The organism is Duganella callida, assembly GCF_004614165.1.
In the GTDB taxonomy this organism is placed as follows: Bacteria; Pseudomonadota; Gammaproteobacteria; order Burkholderiales; family Burkholderiaceae_D; genus Rugamonas; species Rugamonas callida.
The window spans coordinates 18547-37230 of record NZ_SPVG01000267.1 but is presented as its reverse complement, the minus strand read 5'-3'; the positions used below and the strand labels follow the sequence as shown (position 1 = coordinate 37230).

Annotated in this window: 23 protein-coding genes and 1 pseudogene; 13 read left to right on the top strand and 11 right to left on the bottom strand. The window is 64.7% G+C overall.

The features are described 5' to 3' along the window. The 6 genes and pseudogenes from E4L98_RS28360 to E4L98_RS28335 all read left to right on the top strand — a co-directional run. Nucleotides 1-199, top strand: a pseudogene (locus E4L98_RS28360) (hypothetical protein); the annotation flags it as partial. 46 nt (nt 200-245) lie between these two features. Next, complete coding sequence (locus E4L98_RS28355; protein WP_205746858.1) at nt 246-563, top strand: hypothetical protein; 318 nt, start codon at nt 246-248, stop codon at nt 561-563. After that, nucleotides 560-1207 carry a C39 family peptidase gene (locus tag E4L98_RS28350; protein ID WP_135204886.1) on the top strand — a complete coding sequence of 216 codons (648 nt, stop codon included), beginning with the start codon at nt 560-562 and terminating at the stop codon, nt 1205-1207. The genes E4L98_RS28355 and E4L98_RS28350 overlap by 4 nt, the downstream gene beginning before the upstream one ends. Before the next feature lie 4 nt (nt 1208-1211). Then, the gene (locus E4L98_RS28345; protein ID WP_135204885.1) at nt 1212-1622 is read left to right on the top strand and encodes a hypothetical protein; all 411 of its coding nucleotides are present in this window, start codon (nt 1212-1214) and stop codon (nt 1620-1622) included. A gap of 9 nt (nt 1623-1631) precedes the next feature. Then, nucleotides 1632-2690: an acetate kinase gene (locus tag E4L98_RS28340; protein ID WP_167761477.1), complete on the top strand. Its 1059-nt coding sequence runs from the start codon at nt 1632-1634 to the stop codon at nt 2688-2690. Between the two features lie 48 nt (nt 2691-2738). After that, nucleotides 2739-3695 carry an MBL fold metallo-hydrolase gene (locus E4L98_RS28335; RefSeq protein WP_135204884.1) on the top strand — a complete coding sequence of 319 codons (957 nt, stop codon included), beginning with the start codon at nt 2739-2741 and terminating at the stop codon, nt 3693-3695. A 35-nt stretch (nt 3696-3730) separates the two neighbouring features. On the opposite strand, the gene E4L98_RS28330 is transcribed toward E4L98_RS28335, so the two are convergent. After that, nucleotides 3731-4783 carry an alkene reductase gene (locus E4L98_RS28330; RefSeq protein WP_135204883.1) on the bottom strand — a complete coding sequence of 351 codons (1053 nt, stop codon included), beginning with the start codon at nt 4781-4783 and terminating at the stop codon, nt 3731-3733. Nucleotides 4784-4794: 11 nt separating this feature from the next. Next, nucleotides 4795-5085, bottom strand: coding sequence for an ArsR/SmtB family transcription factor (locus E4L98_RS28325; protein ID WP_135204882.1), 291 nt, complete (start codon nt 5083-5085; stop codon nt 4795-4797). A gap of 127 nt (nt 5086-5212) precedes the next feature. Here E4L98_RS28325 and E4L98_RS28320 point away from each other — a divergent pair, with 127 nt between their 5' ends. Continuing rightward, on the top strand, nt 5213-6214 hold the full coding sequence (locus E4L98_RS28320; RefSeq protein WP_135204881.1) for a hypothetical protein: 1002 nt from the start codon (nt 5213-5215) through the stop codon (nt 6212-6214). Here the strand turns inward: E4L98_RS28320 and E4L98_RS28315 are convergent, their stop codons facing one another. The 5 genes from E4L98_RS28315 to E4L98_RS28295 all read right to left on the bottom strand — a co-directional run bounded on the left by E4L98_RS28315 (nt 6215) and on the right by E4L98_RS28295 (nt 11508). Beyond that, a complete protein-coding gene (locus E4L98_RS28315; RefSeq protein WP_135204880.1) occupies nt 6215-6412 on the bottom strand; it encodes a hypothetical protein in 198 nt (65 codons plus the stop codon). A 2-nt stretch (nt 6413-6414) separates the two neighbouring features. After that, nucleotides 6415-6774, bottom strand: coding sequence for a DUF1304 domain-containing protein (locus E4L98_RS28310; protein ID WP_135204879.1), 360 nt, complete (start codon nt 6772-6774; stop codon nt 6415-6417). Nucleotides 6775-6858: 84 nt separating this feature from the next. After that, a complete protein-coding gene (locus E4L98_RS28305; protein WP_135204878.1) occupies nt 6859-7815 on the bottom strand; it encodes a M14 family metallopeptidase in 957 nt (318 codons plus the stop codon). 61 nt (nt 7816-7876) lie between these two features. Further along, nucleotides 7877-8245: a DP-EP family protein gene (locus E4L98_RS28300; RefSeq protein WP_135204877.1), complete on the bottom strand. Its 369-nt coding sequence runs from the start codon at nt 8243-8245 to the stop codon at nt 7877-7879. Next, nucleotides 8242-11508: an nSTAND1 domain-containing NTPase gene (locus E4L98_RS28295; RefSeq protein WP_135204876.1), complete on the bottom strand. Its 3267-nt coding sequence runs from the start codon at nt 11506-11508 to the stop codon at nt 8242-8244. The genes E4L98_RS28300 and E4L98_RS28295 overlap by 4 nt, the downstream gene beginning before the upstream one ends. A gap of 174 nt (nt 11509-11682) precedes the next feature. Between E4L98_RS28295 and E4L98_RS28290 the strand changes: the two genes are divergently transcribed. Genes E4L98_RS28290 through E4L98_RS28280 form a run of 3 tightly spaced genes read left to right on the top strand, consistent with a single transcriptional unit; the run spans nt 11683 to nt 13781 of the window. Further along, nucleotides 11683-12309: a glycoside hydrolase domain-containing protein gene (locus tag E4L98_RS28290; RefSeq protein ID WP_135204875.1), complete on the top strand. Its 627-nt coding sequence runs from the start codon at nt 11683-11685 to the stop codon at nt 12307-12309. A 2-nt stretch (nt 12310-12311) separates the two neighbouring features. After that, complete coding sequence (locus tag E4L98_RS28285) at nt 12312-12608, top strand: hypothetical protein (RefSeq protein ID WP_135204874.1); 297 nt, start codon at nt 12312-12314, stop codon at nt 12606-12608. A 9-nt stretch (nt 12609-12617) separates the two neighbouring features. Then, complete coding sequence (locus E4L98_RS28280; protein ID WP_135204873.1) at nt 12618-13781, top strand: acyltransferase family protein; 1164 nt, start codon at nt 12618-12620, stop codon at nt 13779-13781. On the opposite strand, the gene E4L98_RS28275 is transcribed toward E4L98_RS28280, so the two are convergent. Further along, nucleotides 13744-14208 (bottom strand): hypothetical protein, encoded by a 465-nt coding sequence (locus tag E4L98_RS28275; RefSeq protein WP_135204872.1) that lies wholly within the window; start codon nt 14206-14208, stop codon nt 13744-13746. The genes E4L98_RS28280 and E4L98_RS28275 overlap by 38 nt on opposite strands. A gap of 107 nt (nt 14209-14315) precedes the next feature. On the opposite strand from E4L98_RS28275, the gene E4L98_RS28270 reads away from it, so the two are divergent. Continuing rightward, nucleotides 14316-14741 carry a hypothetical protein gene (locus E4L98_RS28270; protein ID WP_135204871.1) on the top strand — a complete coding sequence of 142 codons (426 nt, stop codon included), beginning with the start codon at nt 14316-14318 and terminating at the stop codon, nt 14739-14741. Then, a complete protein-coding gene (locus E4L98_RS28265; protein WP_135204870.1) occupies nt 14741-15016 on the top strand; it encodes a hypothetical protein in 276 nt (91 codons plus the stop codon). Before E4L98_RS28270 ends, E4L98_RS28265 begins: the two co-directional genes overlap by 1 nt. A gap of 93 nt (nt 15017-15109) precedes the next feature. Here E4L98_RS28265 and E4L98_RS28260 read toward each other — a convergent pair whose 3' ends face one another. Continuing rightward, on the bottom strand, nt 15110-15991 hold the full coding sequence (locus E4L98_RS28260) for a pirin family protein (RefSeq protein WP_135204869.1): 882 nt from the start codon (nt 15989-15991) through the stop codon (nt 15110-15112). A 58-nt stretch (nt 15992-16049) separates the two neighbouring features. Then, complete coding sequence (locus tag E4L98_RS28255) at nt 16050-16649, bottom strand: FMN-dependent NADH-azoreductase (protein ID WP_135204868.1); 600 nt, start codon at nt 16647-16649, stop codon at nt 16050-16052. Nucleotides 16650-16763: 114 nt separating this feature from the next. On the opposite strand from E4L98_RS28255, the gene E4L98_RS28250 reads away from it, so the two are divergent. Further along, the gene (locus E4L98_RS28250; protein ID WP_135204867.1) at nt 16764-17675 is read left to right on the top strand and encodes a LysR family transcriptional regulator; all 912 of its coding nucleotides are present in this window, start codon (nt 16764-16766) and stop codon (nt 17673-17675) included. Here E4L98_RS28250 and asd read toward each other — a convergent pair whose 3' ends face one another. After that, nucleotides 17676-18521 carry an archaetidylserine decarboxylase gene (gene asd, locus E4L98_RS28245; protein WP_135204866.1) on the bottom strand — a complete coding sequence of 282 codons (846 nt, stop codon included), beginning with the start codon at nt 18519-18521 and terminating at the stop codon, nt 17676-17678. Nucleotides 18522-18684: the final 163 nt, after the last annotated feature.

Sequence of the window (18684 nt, the reverse complement as noted above, 5' to 3'; positions counted from 1 at the left end):
CGGCGGCGCCGGCGCGGGCGGGACCGGCGGCGCGGCGGGCGCGGTGTCGGTCGATGCGGGCACCTTCAATATGTCCAACAGCATGACCAGCGTCGGCCAGTCCGCGGCCGGCATCATGGTGGCGTCGCAGAACAGCGGCATCGCCTCGCTGGTGCAGCAGAGCGTCAACGTGCAGTCGAATCTGGCCCTGGGCCGCTAAGCAGCCCGCGGGATGCCTGGCATCCCGCTTTTTTCGGAGGATATCCATGCGCACGATCGCAACCAACTTGCTGCTGCTGACTCTGGCCATCGCCGGCGCGGCGGCGGCCGATCCCTTCGACAGCGCGCCGGTCGATGAGCGGCAGCTGGCGCAGATGCACGCCGGCAGCGACACCGGTGTCAACAACGCCATGCAGCTGGACGGCACGGTGGGCGGCAATACCAGCGCCTATGTGGTCAGCGGCGCCAACAGCATCAGCAGCGGCGCCTTCAGCAACGCCTCGGGACTGCCGGTGGCGATCCAGAATTCCGGCTCGAACGTGCTGATCCAGAACGCCACCATCATCAACATCCAGATGCAATGAACCCCATCGCCCTGATGTTGCTGGCGGCCGAGCTGCCGGTGCTGGCCGGCGGCAGTTACACGCTGCCGGTGACCAGCCTGAAGGAAGCGCGCTTCCTGTCCACCGTGCACCAGCAGTACGACTACAGCTGCGGCTCGGCGGCGCTGGCCACGCTGCTCAGCTACCACTATGATCGTCCGGTGTCGGAACAGCAGGTGTTCGCCGACATGTACGCCCAGGGCGACCAGCCGAAGATACGGCGCGAAGGCTTTTCGCTGCTGGACATGAAGCGCTATCTGGCGCGCCAGGGGTTTGTCGCGGACGGCTATTACCAGCCGCTCGACAAGCTGGCCGAGGCGGCGTTCCCCGCCATCGTGCGCCTGAGCGACAACGGCTATATGCATTTTGTCGTGATCAAGGGGCTCGATGCGGACCGGGTGCTGATCGGCGACCCGGCCAGCGGCACGCGCGCGATGCGGCGCGCGGCGTTCGAGGCGGCCTGGCCGGACCGGCTGCTGTTCGTGATCCACAACTGGCCGGGCCGGCCGGCGTTCAACGTGCCGGCCGACTGGCGGCTGGCGCCGCGTGCGGCGCTGAGTGAGGCGATCAACCGCGCCAGCCTGACCGACATTACCTTACCCAAGAACGGCAGCGGCAATTTCTGACATCATGCATAAACTTCTGTTGACTGTACTGCTGGCCTGCGCCAGCCTGGCCCGGGCCGACCCCACCGACGGCTGGGCCGCCGTCGATGATGCCCGGCTCGACCAGGCGCGCGCCGGTTTCGACCTCGGCGACGGCCTGCTGGTGTCGCTAGGTGTAGAACGTTTGGTTTCGATCAATGGCACTGTTGTAGCCAGTACCCATTTTTCCATCCCCGATATGACACAGTTGAGCGCAGCGCAGGCGCAGATGGCAAGCGATGCCCTGTCGGCCGTGCTGGTGCAGAACAGCCTGAACGATCAGGCCATCCGCAGCCAGACCACGATCGATACCACCGTGGCCAACCTGTCCCTGCTCAAGGCCGTCAACTTTGAAAGCAGCCTGCGCGAGGCGCTCAGCGGCGCCGTGGGCAAATAAGGGGAGATCATGCAGAACACAACGCAGTGGCTGGCCGCCGCCGTGCTGGCCAGTGGCGCCGCCGTGGCCGCGCCGGAGCAGGTGGGCGTGGCGCCGCCGCAGGACAACCGCCCGCCGGCGGTGGCGCCGCTGTTCGAACAGCCGGGCGTGCTGACGCCGCGTGGCCGTTTCGTGCTGGAACCGTCGCTGCAGTTCGGCTACTCGTCGAGCAACCGCGTGGTGTTGGTCGGCTACACCATCATCCCGGCGCTGCTGATCGGCCTGGTGGACGTGCGCGAGGTCAAGCGCAACACCACCACCGCCGCGCTCACCGGCCGCTATGGCCTGAGCAACCGCGCCGAGATCGAACTCAAGGTGCCGTATGTCTACCGCTCCGATGCCACCGTCAGCCGCGAGGCGTTCACCGGCAGCGGCGTCGACCGCGTGTTCGACACCAGCGGCCGCGGCGCCGGCGACGCCGAACTGGCGCTGCGCTACCAGCTCAACCAGGGCGGCGCCGACCGGCCGTATTACGTGGCCGGGCTGCGCTTCAAGTCGCGCACCGGCACCGATCCGTTCGAGGTGATCACCGATTGCAGCACGCGTTGCGTCGGCCCGAACGCCACCGGCACCGGGCTACCGCTGGATCTGCCGACCGGTTCGGGCTTCTATGCGCTGCAGCCCAGCCTGACCTGGCTGCAGGCCAGCGATCCGGCCATCTTGTTTGCCAGCATCAGCTATCTGCACAACTTCAGGCGCGACAACGTCAACCGGCGCGTGCTGGGCGGCGCGCTGGAGCCGCTGGGCACGGTCGAGCCGGGGGGCGTGATCGGCTTCAATTTCGGCGTCGGCCTGGCGCTCAACGACCGCGCGCTGATCAGTTTCGGTTACGACCACAGCTCCATCGCCCGCACCAAACAGAACGGCGTGCCGGTGGCCGGCTCGGTGCGCACCCAGCTGGGCACGCTGCTGGTGGGGTTTTCCTACCGCATCACGCCGCAGCGCACGGTCAACGTCGCGGTTGGCGCCGGACTGACGCGCGACACCCCCGACGTCCAGCTGTCGCTACGCTTGCCGCTGACTTTCTGATTTTCAGGTATCGTAGCGCTTCCGATAATTCTCAGAATAAGGGAAGTCATGACGAAGACCAAACTGACCGCGCTGGCCGCTGCCTCCGTATTGTTGGCGGCCGCGCTGCCGGCGCAGGCCGGTGCGCCCATGGCGCGCTTCCAGGCGCCGGGTTTTTACCGTACCACGCTGGGCGATTTCGAAATCACGGTGCTCAACGACGGCACCCTGGACCTGCCGGTCGACAAGCTGCTGAAACAGCCGCCGGCCAAGACCCTGGCGGCGCTGGACAAGGCATTCCAGAAAACGCCGCTGCAGACCTCGGTCAACGGCTTTCTGATCAATACCGGCAGCAAGCTGGTGCTGATCGATACCGGCGCGGCCAGCCTGTTCGGCCCGACGCTGGGGCAGCTGGTGGGCAATCTGAAGGCGGCCGGCTACAAGCCGGAGCAGGTGGACGAGATTTACATCAGCCACATGCACGGCGACCACGTGGGCGGCCTGGCGCAGAATGAGCAGCGCGTATTCCCCAACGCCATCGTGCGCGCCGGCAAGCTGGATGCCGATTACTATCTGAATCCGGCCAACCTGGACAAGGCGTCGGGCGAGGCCAAGGATAATTTCCAGGGGCCAATGGTGTCGATCAATCCGTACGTGAAGGCGGGCAAATTCCAGCCTATCGTGGCGAACACCGAGCTGGTGCCGGGCATCCGCTCGTATTTGAATGGCGGTCACACGCCGGGCCACATCACCTATGTGGTGGAGAGCAAGGGCCAGAAGCTGGTGCTGTTGGGCGATCTGCTGCACGTGCAGGCGGTGCAGTTTGACGATCCGGGCGTCGGTATTTCCTTCGACAGCGACAGCAAGGTCGCGATCGCCGAGCGCAAGGAAGCGTTCGCGGCGGCGGCCAAGGAAGGCTATCTGATCGGCGCGCCCCACCTGTCGTTCCCGGCGCTGGGCCATGTGCGCAGCAACGGCAAGGGCGGCTATGTGTTCGTGCCGGTGACGTACACCCAGCCGCGATAAAAAAAAGGGAGCCGCAGCTCCCTTGGGTCATCCGGTTATGCCAGTGCCGGGTAGTCGGTGTAGCCTTCCTCGCCGCCGGCGTAGAAGGACTCGGTGCGCCAGGCGTTCAGCGGCGCATTGCTTTGCAGGCGCTGCACCAGGTCCGGATTGGCGATGTAATCCTTGCCGAAGGCGATCGCGTCGGCATTGCCGCTGTCCAGCACCTGCTGCGCCACCACCTTGGTCATCTTCTCGTTGGCGATGTAGACGCCGCCGAATTCCTTCTTCAGCAGCGGGCCCAGGCTGTCTGCACCGAGCGCCTCGCGCGCGGCGATGAAGGCGATCTTGCGCTTGCCCAGCTCGCGCGCCACGTAGCCGAAGGTCGCGGCCGGATCGGAATCGCCCATGTCGTGCGAGTCGCGGCGCGGCGCCAGGTGCATGCCGACGCGGTTGGCGCCCCACACGGCGATGCAGGCATCGGTCACTTCCAGCATCAGGCGCGCGCGGTTTTCGATCGAGCCGCCGTACTGGTCATTGCGCTGGTTGGTCTTGTCCTGCAGGAACTGGTCGAGCAAGTAGCCGTTGGCGCCGTGGATTTCCACGCCGTCAAAGCCGGCTTTCTTGGCGTTCTCGGCAGCTTTCTGGTAGGCGGCGACGATGCCCGGAATTTCCGCCGTATCCAGCGCGCGCGGCACCGGATATGGACGCTCGGGACGCAGCAGGCTGACGTGGCCCTTGGCGGCGATCGCGCTGGCCGACACCGGCGGCTGGCCGTCCAGGAAGCTCGGATCGGAAATGCGGCCCACGTGCCACAGCTGGGCGAAGATCACGCCACCCTTGGCGTGCACGGCGGCGGTGACCTGTTTCCAGCCTTCGACCTGCTCGTCGGACCACAGGCCCGGCGTGTCGGCGTAACCGACGCCCTGCGGCGTGACGGCGGTGGCTTCGCTCAGGATCAGGCCGGCGCTGGCGCGCTGCTCGTAGTATTTGGCCATCAGCGCGTTCGGCACGCGGCCGGCGCTGGCGCGCGAACGGGTCAGCGGCGCCATGACGACGCGGTTTTTGAGGGTGAGGTCACCAATGGTGATCGGGTCGAACAGAGTTGGCATGCGGATGCTCCCTATAGTTGCATTTGATCGATGAAAGCCTGGATGACTTCTTCATCGCGTTTGAAATAATTCCACTGGCCGACGCGCTGCGACTTGACCAGCCCGGCCTTGACCAGCACCGCCAGGTGGGCCGACATGGTCGATTGCGACAGCCCCGCGTAGCGGTCTATCATGCCGGCGCACACACCCAGGCTCAGCGGATGATGCTGGTCGGCGAAATGCTGCTCCGGTTCCTTCAGCCACGCCAGGATCTGGCGCCGCGTCGGGTTGGCGAGGGCTTTGTGGATGGCGTCGATGTCCATGGCCGTTAGATATATCGTTTTTTTCCGATTTCAATATCGGGATTCTACGATATAAATAAAAAGCGTGCTCGGCGCGCCAAAATCCTTTATGTTATGTGAACGTTGCTGGAAATCTAACGAGGGAAGCATGCAGAGTCATTACGTGGACGTGGCGGTCGGCCTGTCCTACACCTTTCTGGCGGTGAGCCTGCTGTGCAGCGCCACGCGCGAAGCGATCGCCTCGTTGTTCCAGACGCGCGCCAAGGTCTTGCTGGACGGCGTACTGACCCTGCTGCACGAGCCGGCCGGCCAGCCGCGCGTGCGCGGCATCGTGCCGTCGCTGCTGCGGCTGCTGCGGCGCGACGACGGTTTCGGCCTCGACAAGCTGGGCGCGCAGTCGTTGACGGCCGAGGTGTTGCGGCATCCGCTGATCACCGGGCTGGCGCAGCGCGGACGCATGCCTTCCTACATCCCGTCGGCGATTTTCGCGCGCGCGTTCGTCGCCACGCTGGTGGACAAATACGGCAAGGGCGAAGCGGCCAGCCTGCTGCTGTCCAAGCTCGGCAACGACGGCCTGCGCCGCACGCTGCTGGCGATCATGGGGCAGGGGCCGGACGACGCCGCGGCGCTGGAGGCGGCGGTGCGCATCTGGTACGACACGGTGATGGACCGCATCAGCGGCTGGTACAAGCGGCGCTCGCAGTTCGTGCTGTTCCTGATCGGGCTGTTTTACGCGGTGGCGATGAACATCGATGCGCTGCAACTGTCGCAGCGGCTGTGGGACGACGCGGCGCTGACCACGCAGATGGTGGCCAAGGCCGGAACCATGACGGCGCCGACGACCGAAGCGCCTGCCGATGCGACCGCGCAGGCCCGCGCCGCTGCCGGGCAGGCCACGCAGCTGCGCGAGCTGCCGATCGGCTGGCCGTCGTCGCGCTTTGCCGGCTTGAGCCAGGCCGGCGCCTGGCTGGCGGCGCTGGCGTTTGCGCTGATGGGCTGGATCGCCACCGCCTTTGCCGCCTCGCTCGGTTCGCCGTTCTGGTTCGACGGCATCGGCTGGCTGCTGGCGCTGCGCGGCACCGGCGCCAAGCCGGCCGCCGAAAGCACCGCCGCGCCGCCGGCGCTTACGCTGCCCAGCCTGCGTCAGTGATCATTTGGCGCGCTGCGCGCATTTCGAGACGTGTATCGCGCGCTCGGTGATGTTGGCGATGCCCTTGATGGCCTCGGGCGCGCAGGAGGCGTCGCTGACGGCGCGCGGCTGCGGGTGGGCGGTCATCTCTCGATAGCCGGTGTAAATCAACGCCACGGCGGCGCAGGCCAGCAGCGCCATATTGAATTTGGTTTGCATGGTCACGCGGCGAAATGGAGCGCCAGACCGATGACGGCGGGCAGCGTCTGGATCAGCAGAATCGAACGCTTGACGGTGACGCCGCCCCAGACGCCGGCCACCGCCACGCAGGCCAGGCCGAACACCGTGAAGGCGGAGGCGATGGCAGCGTCGGGATGCGCCAGGCCGACCGCCAGCGCCGCCACCAGGAAGCCGTTGTAACAGCCCTGGTTCGACATGGCGGACCGCACGATGTCGGCTTTCTCCCTGCTGAGGCCGAACACGCGGCGGCCGCGCGTGTCGAACAGCGCGGTTTCCAGCAGGACGATGTAGACGTGGATCAGCGCCACCAGGGCGGTGACGATCTGGGCGGCTAACAGCATGGGCGCTCCTCTTGTTCTTGAAATGGAAGCAGCATTATGGCCCCGCGCGGGCCGGCGCGCCTAGAGGCCGCGCACCAATTCCGCTCAAAACGCCGGGTTGGCGCGGGTCAGGTAATACCACTCGCTGTGGGCGCCGGCGGCGCTGTCGGGGAACAGGATGCGGCCGTCGAATTCGGCCAGCACCGGCGTGCCGTCGGCGCGGCGGCCGATTTGCTCGCCTTGCCGCACCGGGTCGAAGCTGGACCAGTCGCGGCTGAAGGCATCGGCGGCGTCGTGCTTGTCGTAGACGGCGACCAGGCTCAAGGCCTCCATTTCTGCCGGCGCGATCGGCTCCGGCGCCGGCGCGTCGATCAGGCCGAGGAAAGCCAGGGTGTTGCGGATGGCGCGGTAAGCCACTTCCGGCGCTTGCGGATCGTCGTGCTGGCCGCATTCCAGCGTCAGCGCGTAGCCGCCGGTGCTGCGCATGTACTCGGTGGTGCCGACGCCGTAGCGCAGCACCGTCTGCAGCGCGGCGCTGCCGCTCAGGCGCCGCTGCACGCCGGCGCCGTAGGTGCGCAGCCAGCCGTCGACAAAACGGCGCACGCCGAGCCGGCGCGCCAGTGCGCGTTCCTGCTGTTCGTGCCGGAACGGCTCCAGCGGCCCGTCATTGTCGCGCGGGCCGACCATCACGAACGGCTCGCTGTGGGCGTTGAACGAATGCAGATCGAGCAGCACGTCGTGCTGCGCCAGCAACGGGCACAGCCAGTTGGCGACGCGGTCTTCGAAGTCCTGCGGATCGGTGTTGGGGAACAGATTGCGGTTCAGGTTGCGCTCGCCGGCACGTTCGCCTTTGGCATAGGCCAGCGGATTGGTGACCGGCACAAAAGTGACGGCGCCGCGCCGCACCAGCAGCGCGCCGCTGTCGAGCTCCCGCATCACCCGCTGGATCGCCCGGGTGCCGCAGGTTTCATTGCCATGCACGGCGCCGGTGACGATCAGGCGTGTGCCGCGATGTTGGCCGCTGTATTGGTGCGACCGGAATTGCAATTGGTCAGTTAGCATGGAGAGCTCATCCGTTTGGTGCACCTGAACGCCGCCGGCGCCGGCGGCGTCACCGTGAACTTCAGATTTCCGGTTCGTTGCGCACTTGCGGGTCGTGTTTGAATCGCACGCCCTCGGTACGGTCGGTAAATTCCAGATACAGGCTCAACCAGCCATCGTACGTGTTGGCGTCATTCACCGTCAGCAATTTACCGCTGTAGCTGATCGACGGCGGGCTGATCTGATTGACGTCGGGCGGGCTGACGTCGAGGCCGCTGAACACGATGTCCTGGCCGTAGGTATCGACGATCTGGTAGTTGATCACGGTATCTTGCTGGACGACCTTGGGCGCCTCCGGTTCGCAGCGGACGTCATAGCCTGGCTCGTTGACTTTGCGTTTGACCCAGACGAGGACATTGATGAAAGGCGTGATGGATACGGCGGTGGTCATAGTGTGGCTTTCTTCAGTGGGTGGGTGGAAAGGTAATGCAGATAGGCGGGATCCTGATACGACATCGCCTCAAGCATTTTTTTCGCCGCGGCGGCTTGTTCTGGCTGGTTAAGACAGCTGTGCACCTTGACCCAAGGCGCGAGCAGGCGAAAATCGGCGCTGTCGGCGATCATCGGCTGCAAGATGGCGCGCGCCAGTTCGCACTGCGGCGCGGGCGGGACGGCGCTTGCGTCCAGATCCGCGTCGAGTAGCAGCGCATCGATCAGTGCGATGCGCACGCTTTGGTCGCCGGGGGTTGATGCCTGCAATGACTTCAGTCTGTCCAGCGACGGTGCCAGCAGTTGGCTTGCCGCCGGCTGCTGCCGGCTTTGCATCAGGATTGCTGCCTGGCGTTGCTCCACCACCGCCATTGCCACCTGCAAGCTTTTCTTTTTAGGCTCGAGTTTGCTCAGTTCCGCGAAGCTGTCATGCAACTGATCCAGGCGCCGCAGGCGTGCCGCCACCGGCTGATCCGCGGCTTCCGTTTCCAGCATGCGCAAGGCGGCGATGTGCATCAGGCGTTGCCAGTTGCGGTTGCTGGGATCTTTTTCCACGCCTTGTCGCAGCAACTGGTATGCCTGTCGCACATCCGCATGGCTGGCCGCGAGGTCGCCGCGTGCCTGTTTCAAATCCGACTGATACGACCATGCGGCGGACAATTCCTTGACCCACACCATGTCATCCGGATAAGCGGCATGCAGGTTTTGCAGCAGCGATAGCTGGCGCGCATACAGCGACTGCGCGAGTTCCAGTTTGCCGAGCTGCATTTGTGCGGTGGCCAGCCACGATAAGCTGTCGGCCAAGTCGGCGGCCTGCTGCTTGTCGCCCGGAGCGGTGCCATTGGCCCGGGTTTTCAAGTCCACCGATAAGGTAAATTCTTCCGCGGCGCGCCGGACGTTGCCGCGACGTAGCGCCAGCGTGCCCAGGCTGTTGTGCGCGTATGATTGCTCCATCCATCCTTCAGATGTCGCCGGTGCGGCGGCGACCAAACGATCGGCATACGCCCGGTAGGCTTCGAAATGCTGCTGCGCCTGATCCCAGTCTTTTTGGTCGAGGTGGATTTGTCCCAGCCAGAATGCATTCTCGCCCGCGCTTTTCAGTAGCGCCGGGTCGTTCGGCAGCATGGCCAGCCTTGTTCTGATCAGCTCGCGCGCTGCCTGCAAGGCCGTGTTGGCGCCAATCGGATCACCCCGGGAGATGCGGACTTCGGCAATCAGCTGCAGCGATTTTGCGCGCTGCTCCAGCGTGCTCAAGTCATGATCGCCGTGCGCCGGATTCGCCAGGTAGGTCAACGCACGCGTGCTGACGCTGTCCAACAGGTCCAGCTTGCCCAGCGGCCGCAGCTTGTCCGCGAATTCCCCCAGCATGTAGGTCATCAAGCCCTCGGCGTCGGCGCGGTGGGCCTCGGCCCGGCTCTGGGCCGAACGGGCGGCCAGGCCCAGGCAGCCGGCCAGCAGGGCCAGGCAGGTGACCGCGGCCATGACCGCGATCCGCATGCGCTCGCTGCGGCGCTCGCTGTGCAGCGAGCTCTGGATGAATTGTTGTTCCTGCGTGCTGAAGCTGACCGCCGGGTTGGTCAGCAACTGCCGCGCCTGATTGGTTTGCGTGCCGGAGGGCAGCAGCATGTCGCGCTTGCGGCCGCTGTCCTGCCAGCGCCGCGCCTGCGCGCTGATGCGGCTGCGGATCTGCAGCGCCTGGCGGTGTTCCTCGATCCATTCGACCACGCGCGGCCAGCGTCGCAGCAGCGCTTCGTGGGCGATGCCGAACGCCGGCGTACCACCCTGCAGGTCGCTGACGAACAAATGGGCGTCCACCAGCGCCTGCACCAGTTGGCGTGCGGCCGCGTCGCGCAGCACCGACCACGGCACCCGCCGCGAGCTGACGGTGGTATCGTCCTCGGCCACCAGCACCAGTTGCGACAGCACGTGGGGCAGGGCGGCGATTTCGGCCTTGCCCTGCGCCGAGATCACTTGTTCGGCACGCGCGCCAATCGCGCCCTCGAGGCCGCCCATGGCGTGGAAGGCGGCATGCGTCAGTTCGCCATCGGCGCTGCGCTGGCGGTACAGTTCCTGCAGACAGTATTGCAGCAGCGGCAGGCTGTCGGCGCCGGCGCGGGCGGCGCTGCACAGCAGCTCGTCCAGTCCTTCGCCCCGGTCGTCGATGGTGTAGCGCAACTGCGCGGCCTGCGCCGGGTGACGCACGATCTGGCCGATGTCGGCGTTGCCGGGCGGTGCCAGATCGTAGTGGCCGCCGGTCAGCTTGAGCGTCATCAGCGCCGGATGCGCGCTCAGCTGCGGATAAAAATCGTTGCGGCAGGCCAGCACCAGCAGCATGCAGCCGGAGCGCGCCAGCTGGTCGAGCACGGTGATAAATTGGGCGCGCTCGGCATCGCTGACGTGCGGCAGGCGGAAGATGGCTTCGAGCCGGTCGATGAACAGCAGCAGCTGGACCGCCGGCAGCTGGCGCTGCAGCTGCTCGATCAGCGTCGGCAGATCGTGCGCCAGGCGCTGGGCCAGGGCGGCGGCGCTGGTGTTGTCGAACAACAGCCGGCCGCCCGGCTCGGCGTCGAGCAGCACGCTGGCCAGGGTTTCCAGCAGCCCGGATTGACCCATGTCGGCACAATCGAGCTGGACGTGGCTATTGATCGCCAGCCCGGACTCGGCCGGCGCGGCGCCGGCCTTCAGCGCCGGAATCAGGCCGGCCTGCACCAGCGAGGTCTTGCCGGCGCCGGACGGTCCCAGCACCAGCACCATGGCGCACGCTGCCATGGCCTGAGCGACAGCCACTTGCACCAGTTGATCGACACTCAGTTTCCGGCCGAAGAAGATGGCGGCGTGCTGTTCCTCGAACGCTTCCAGCCCGCGGAACGGCGAGGCGTGGGTCCAGCTGCCTTGGCTGACTTCGTCGTCGTAGCTGAGCTCGGCCAGCAGGCGGTAGCCGCGCTTGCGGATGGTTTCGATGTACTTCGGTTCGGTGGCGGAATCGTCCAGCGCGCGGCGCAGCTGGGTGATGATTTTATGCACCGCGTTGTCGCTGGGAGAAAGGTCGCCCCAGCAGGCGTCCAGCAGGGTGTCGGCCGACACCACCACGTGCGGATGGCGGCACAGATACAGCAGCACGTCCATGGCACGCGGCTCCAGCTGGCGGTTCAGCACCCCGCAACTGAGCGTGTTGGTGGCTGGATCGACCCGCCACTGACCAAAGCGAAAACTTTTCTGGCTCACGACTATCTTTAGCTGTTTCCTGAGAAATCAACGACTTGGCGCTGCCGGAAGGTTTCCGGAAGGCCGGATTCTGTTTCATTGCTTAAAGTCGTTTCTACATAAATATGAACACTATCCTAAAAGAAATAATTAAACAATCACTACGTGCAAGTTTTACAAATTGATGGAGATGACATGAATGTGCTGACCGGTGTGAAAGCCCCGTTCGAACTGACGCAGTATGCGATTGCAATAAAGCAACAGGGCATCGATTTCGCGATCCGCCATTACAGTCACCAGTCGGGGCGCAGCCTGTCGCTGGCCGAGGCGCGGGCGCTGACCGACGCCGGCATCCAGATTGGCGCGCTGTGGGATGCCGGCGAAGCGCGGCCCGGCTATTTCAACCGCGCGCAAGGTTGCGCCGATGGCGCGGCGGCGTATCTGATGGCACAGTCAGTGATTGCGCAGCCGTCCGGCTCGGCGATCTATTTTGCGGTGAACCTGCTGCCGGGCGCGGATGAGATCGAGGGGCCGATCACGCGTTATTTCGAGGGTGTCAACCAGGCGTTCCGTGCCGCCTTGCCGGAGGAGCGGCAGTACCAGGTGGGCATCTACGGTTCGTCGGCCTGCTGCGCGGCCATTGTCGAGGGCGGGCTGGCGACGGTCAGCTGGCTGGCGTCGGGCGGAGCGCAGGATTACGGCGCCTACAGCCTGCTGCAGCTGTATCCGGCCAGCCTGCGCGTCGACGATGGCCAGCGCATCAGTGTCGAGATGGCCTGCAACAGCGTGGACCGGCCGGCCGGTTTGTTCCGGGTGCTGTGACGATGAAGATCTGCTTGAGTGCGACGCCGTCGCGGCACACGGTCAAGCCGTCGAAGACGGTCTTCCTGAACAATACCGGCCACGACCTGACGCTCAAATTCGTGACCGCCGAGGATCTGGTGCTGAGCGCCTACACGATCAGCAACGCCATCAGCGCGGCGATCGACCGCATCCAGCTGGACGGAGGCGACTACTACTCCTGCCAGGGGCGGAATATCGCGCTGCCTGCCGACGGCGCGGTGGTGTTGACCCTGGCTGGCGGCGTGTTGACCATGGAGGTTTCGAGCCGCGCGGGTTAATATGCGGCAATGAATTATTTGACAAGCAGCCGCAATGCCGGCCTGGACACGCTGCGCGCGCTGGCCATCGTACTGGTGTTCGCCAACCACTACATGATCTTTGTCAGCGGTAGCCCGGCGTTCGGCTGGCTGAGCGAGATCGGCTGGGCCGGCGTCGACCTGTTTTTTGCCCTCAGCGGCTACCTGATCGGCAACCAGATCCTGGCCGGCATCCGCCAGCGGCAGGCGGGGACGGCGCGCTTTTCGCTGGCGCGGTTTTATGCGCGGCGGCTGTTGCGCACACTGCCGAACTTCTACCTGGTGCTGGCGCTGTATGCCTGCTGGCCGATCTGGCGCGGCGCGGCCGAACTGCCGCCGCTGTGGAAGTTTTTGACCTTCACGCAAAATATCCATCTCAAGCCGGGCACCGCGTTTTCCCATGCGTGGTCGCTGTGCGTCGAAGAACAGTTCTATTTCCTGCTGCCGGCGCTGGCGCTGCTGATCGCCGCCGTGCGCAAGCCGCTGTTGTGGGCCTGGCTGGCGGCGGCCGGGACAGTGGCAGCCGGGATGGCGCTGCGCAGCCATCTGTGGTCTGGCATGACGCCGGAGCAGCTGGGCGGCGGACATTATTACACCCTGATTTATTACGCGTCCTGGTGCCGCTTCGATGAGCTGATCTTCGGTGTGGCGCTGGCGCTGCTGAAGAATTATCATGCCGGCCTGTGGGCGCGGGCAACGGCGCACGGCCATGTGACGCTGGCGGCCGGGAGCGCGCTGCTGGCGCTGAGCTGGCGTCTGCTGCTGGACGATCATTACGGCTACGCCATGACGGTGTACGGCTATCCGCTGCTGGGCCTGAGCTACAGCCTGCTGTTGCTGGCGGCCCTGAGTCCCGCATCGCTGCTGCAGCGCTGGCGCGTGCCGGGCGCGGCCAGCATCGCGGTCTGGTCCTATGCGATTTACCTGACGCACAAGCAGCTGTGCATCCTGCTGCGGGCGCCGCTGGCGGGGCAGGGCTGGGCAGCGGAAAGCTGGCAGGCCATGGCCATCATGAGTGCGGCCAGCCTGGTGGCCGGCTGGCTGCTGTATGCGCTGGTCGAAACGCCGTTCATGAAACTGCGCGACCGCTATGTGCCGTCGAACTGCGCCGATGCGGCTAGTTCATCTCGATCACGTCAAACGGCGACTGCGTAGAACTGAGAAAGGCCATCACGCTGCGCGCGCGGTCGCCCATGTCGTCATGGCGGGTGGACGCGACAACGTTGCGCAGGCCGGGGATGATTTCAGTGATGTGCGGGCTGTCGTAGGCGCTGACCAGCAAAGCGGCCAACTCGCTGGCGCGGCCGCGGTTGATGCGCATGCGTTCCTCGAGCACTGCCAGCAGGGCGCGCTGCATGCGCGGGGTCGGGTTCTCGATATAGCCGAACACCAGCGGCGTATTGCTGATCGCCTCGCACAGACGGCTCTCGATCTGCTCTGGCTTGACGTCGGAGGCGATATCAAAATACGCACCGTTCCAGCGCGTGCGCTCGTACGGGTGCCCGGGCGGGAACGCGTCCGCCGTCTCGAAGCCAAGGACATGGCTAAGCCGGCGCAGCCATTTAAGTAGAATTTCCATCATCTGCGCATTGTAGCTCGACTCGACACTGCACGTAGGCTGAGTTTTCTCAACTCAGATGGGCTGGGTGCTCTATATGCTCTGAGCTCTCCAAACTTGTGGGAGAGTATATGGCTTCGGATCTTTACCGATATTTCAAAGAAAATATGGAAAGCATGGGACTGGACTGCCCAGAGACGCTCTTCAGCTCGCAAGGCACGGCCATCCAGACTGCTGCCACCATCCTCAGCGCGATCAAGCAGCATGGTTCAAAGGTCACAGTCGCAGAACTTATCGGGGCGGGAACCGGCCTGGAGATGCTGATTTATGTCGGTGCGCTGCGTGCTTCTTATTATGCTGGCGCAGTTGTAGGCAGCATTGCCGTTGCGAGTGGTCGATCGCTCGCAGGCGGAACTTCGATTGCTGACGTACTCTCGGACGCGCGTCGGAACGGGTTGCATATGCATTGGCTAGCAGGCGTATTGATACGCTGGCCTGGCATATATAGGCGCGATGTAAGAGCCAAAAATCACTACCGGCAGACCTGGAGCCGGTGATGAAGGATCGATTGATGCTGCTGGCAGCGGGCCTGCTTTGCTCGTGCGGCGCCTGGGTTTTGTGGCATTGGTGGAGTGAGTATATAACGCTTGCGCTGCTGATCCTCGTGTTGGTCGGCCAGTCGCTCGATAACCAACGTTTGCGACGCCAGGTGCGCGGCCTGGTGGCGGAACGCGATCAGCGTGAACGTCGCGGCGAAAGGCAAAGGGCCTTGCAACGCCTCTGGCGCGCATTGAGGGCGGTACGCGAGCAGCGCGGCATCGCCGATAGGTGATGCCAAAAAAAGGCCGGAACGGGGCCGGCCTGAATAGGGAGGGTGTTTGGCAGCCGCAGGCGAGGGGGATCTCGTCTGCCGGCTGTTGTGACTTTATGCCTGGGCTTCCTCACCCAGTGTGCCGGCGCGGAAGTCGTCCACGGCGGCGTAAATCTCGGCCTGGGTGTTCATCACGAACGGGCCATATTGTGCGATCGGCTCGTTCAACGGCTGACCGGCGATCAGGATGAAGCGGCTCGCCTCGGTCGCGGCGATCACGACGCCGTCGGCGCCCTCGGTGTTGGCCAGGATCGCCATGCGGCCCGCCGCCACGGCCTTGCCGTCGACGTCCACCGAACCGCGATAGGTGAAGATGAAGGCGTTATGGCCTGCCGGCAGTTGCTGGCTGAAGCTGGCGCCGGCCGGCAACTGGACGTCGATGTAGATCGGCTCCGTCACCGGACGCTGCACGGCGCCATTCACGCCATGGCTGCTGCCGGCGATGACTTTCACCTGCGCGCCCTGTTCGGTGCTGAAGGCCGGCACGTCGGCGCCGTTGAAGTCGCGGTACCACGGCTTGCACATCTTGTCCTTGGCCGGCAGGTTGAGCCACAGCTGGAAGCCTTCCATCACGCCCTGTTCCTGCTCCGGCATCTCGGAGTGGATCACGCCGCGGCCGGCCGTCATCCACTGCACGCCGCCGTTGGTCAGCAAGCCTTCGTTGCCGGCACTGTCCTTGTGGCGCATGCGGCCTTCCAGCATGTAGGTCACGGTTTCGAAGCCGCGGTGCGGGTGGCTGGGGAAGCCGGCGATGTAATCGTTGGCCTGGTCGCTGCCGAAATTATCCAGCATCAGGAACGGGTCCAGGCGGCGCTGCAGGGTCTGGGTCAACACGCGATTGATCTTGACGCCCGCGCCATCCATCACGGCCTGGCCGGTGATGATGCGTTCCACGCTGCGCGATTGCTGTACCCGATCGTTTGCTACGGTTGTCATGACGTTCTCCAGTGAGGGGCGGAAGCCGCCCCTGTATTCAATAAATTTAATAAATCGTTTATACCAGAATGGCGCTGATCTCTGCTTCGGCGCTGGCTTGTGCCTTGGCCACCGCTTCCGGACCCATGCCCATGCCCTCGGCAAACACGTACTGCACATCGGTCAGGCCGACAAAGCTCAGGAACATCTTGATGTGCGCCAGCTGGGTGTCGGTCGGCGCATCGCGGTGCAGGCCGCCGCGCGACAGCGTGACGTAGACCTTTTTACCGGTCAGCAGGCCGATCGGGCCGGTCGGGCCGTATTTGAAGGTGACGCCGGCGCGGGCGATCGCATCGAACCAGGTTTTCAGCTGGGTGGTGATGCCGAAGTTGTAGGTCGGTGCGCCGATCACGATCACGTCGGCCGCCTGCACCTGGGCGATCAGGGCATCGTCCAGCGCCACGCGGGCGGCTTGTTCGATGGTGCGCTGGTCGGCCGGGGTGAACAGCGCCTGCAGCGCGGCTTCGTCCAGTACCGGATGCGGATTGGCAGCCAGATCGCGGCGGGTGACGGCGGCGCCGGGATTGGCCGCGCTCAGTTTGGCGACCACGGCATCAGCCAGGCGGGTCGATTCGGAACCGTTGCTACGGGCGCTGGAATTGATTTGCAGGATGTTCATGGTGTCGCTCCTTCGTATTTGGTTAAGTGCTGCTCGATGGAGACACTTTAATCGTTTCAAATTCGCGCCGGAAGTCGTTAAAATGGATAACATTAATCCACTCATGGAACAATAATGGAAATCGACCCTGGCGATCTGCTGCTGTTTGCCCGCATCGTCGAATGCGGCAGCTTCAGCCTGGCTGCCGAGCGCGTGCAACTGCCCAAATCCACGGTGTCGCGCCGGATCACGCTGTTGGAGGGCAAGCTGGGCGAACGCCTGCTCCAGCGCACCACGCGCAAGCTGGTGCTGACCGAGTTCGGCACCAGCCTGCTCGAACACGCGCGCAAGGTGGCCGACGAGACCGAGGCGGCCGGCGCGCTGGCCCAGCACCGGCAGGGCGCGCCCAACGGCTTGCTGCGGGTGTCGATGCCGGCCGATTTCGCCAACATCTCGATGAGCGGCATCCTGGCCGACTTCCTGCACCGCTATCCGGCCATCTCGCTGGAGCTGGACCTGTCGCCGCGCCGGGTCGACCTGGTGGCGGAAGGCTATGACGTCGCCATCCGCATGGGCGCGCTGCCGGACGACGCCACGCTGGCGGCGCGGCGCATCACCTTCAGCGCGTGGGCGCTGTACGCGTCGCCGCTGTACACCAACTTGCGCGGCCTGCCCGAGCATCCCGACGATCTGTTCAAGCACGACCTGCTGAGTCTGCCGCCACGGTTGAACGGGCTGATACGCTGGAAAATGTCGCGCGGTAAAACCGAATGGGAACGCGAATTGCCGGTGCGGCTGCTGGCCAATTCGCCGGAACTGCTGGTGCGCATGGCCTCCACCGGCGTCGGCATCGGCGCTTCGACCGAGGCGGTGGCGCGGCCCTATCTGCAGACGGGGCAGCTGGTGCGGGTGCTGCCGGAATGGGATTTCCCGCAAGTGGCGGGCTGGGCGGTGTTTCCCGGACGGCGGCTGATGCCGGCCAAGACCCGGGTTTTCATCGACATGCTGGAGCAGGCGCTGCGGACCGAGGTGCCGCAGGGCGTGTGATCACTTGCGCTGCGCCATTTCCTCGCCGAGACGGACCGGCGCGGCTGGCTGCCAGGCCGGATTGAACTTCAACACGTCTTTCTGGAACAGCATCACCACCGTCGAGCCGAGCAGGAAGCGGCCCAGCTCCTCGCCTTTTTTCAGCACGATGTTCTGGTCGTCATACTTCCACTCGGTGACCTGCGGCAGGCGCGGCGGATTGACCGTGCCATGCCAGACCGTGGCCATGCTGCCGACGATGGTGGCGCCCACCAGCGTCATCACGAACGGGCCGTGGGCGGTGTCGAACACGCACACCACGCGCTCGTTGCGCGCGAACAGGCCGGGAATGCCGCGCGCGGTGGTGGGATTCACCGAGAACAGCTCGCCCGGCACATAAATCATGCGCGTCAGCTTGCCGTCGATCGGCATGTGGATACGGTGGTAATCGCGCGGGCTCAGGTACAGATTGGCGAAGCTGCCGTGGCGGAACTGCGCCGCCAGCTGCGCATCGCCGCCGACCAGCGCGGTGGTGCTGAACTTGTGGCCCTTGGCCTGGAAGATCTGGTCGTCCTCGATATCGCCGAACTGGCTGATGCGGCCGTCCACCGGGCAGATGTATTCGGCCGGCGCCAGCGGCCGCGCGTCCGGCCGCAGCGCGCGGGTGAAAAATTCATTGAAGGTCTTGTAGCTGGCGATGTCCGGATTGGCGGCCTCGCTCATGTTGACGTCATATTTGCCGACAAACCAGCGTATCAGCCCGGTCGTGCGCGAACCGCCTTGCCAGCCGGCCACCACGCCGGCGAAATTGGTCAGCGCTCCCTTGGGAAGCAGATATTGCGGCAATACGGCGAGACGGGACACGATAGCAAATCCTACAAATTAATGATCGCGCATTTTATAACGTTGTCCACAAAAGCATTATCTTTTTCATGATGGGTGTTTATGAAATTTCGCTAAACAGCCGCGTCCTGTTGTTGTTTAAGGAACATTTCCGGCTAACCGAGGCATAATAACTGCATCCTTATCC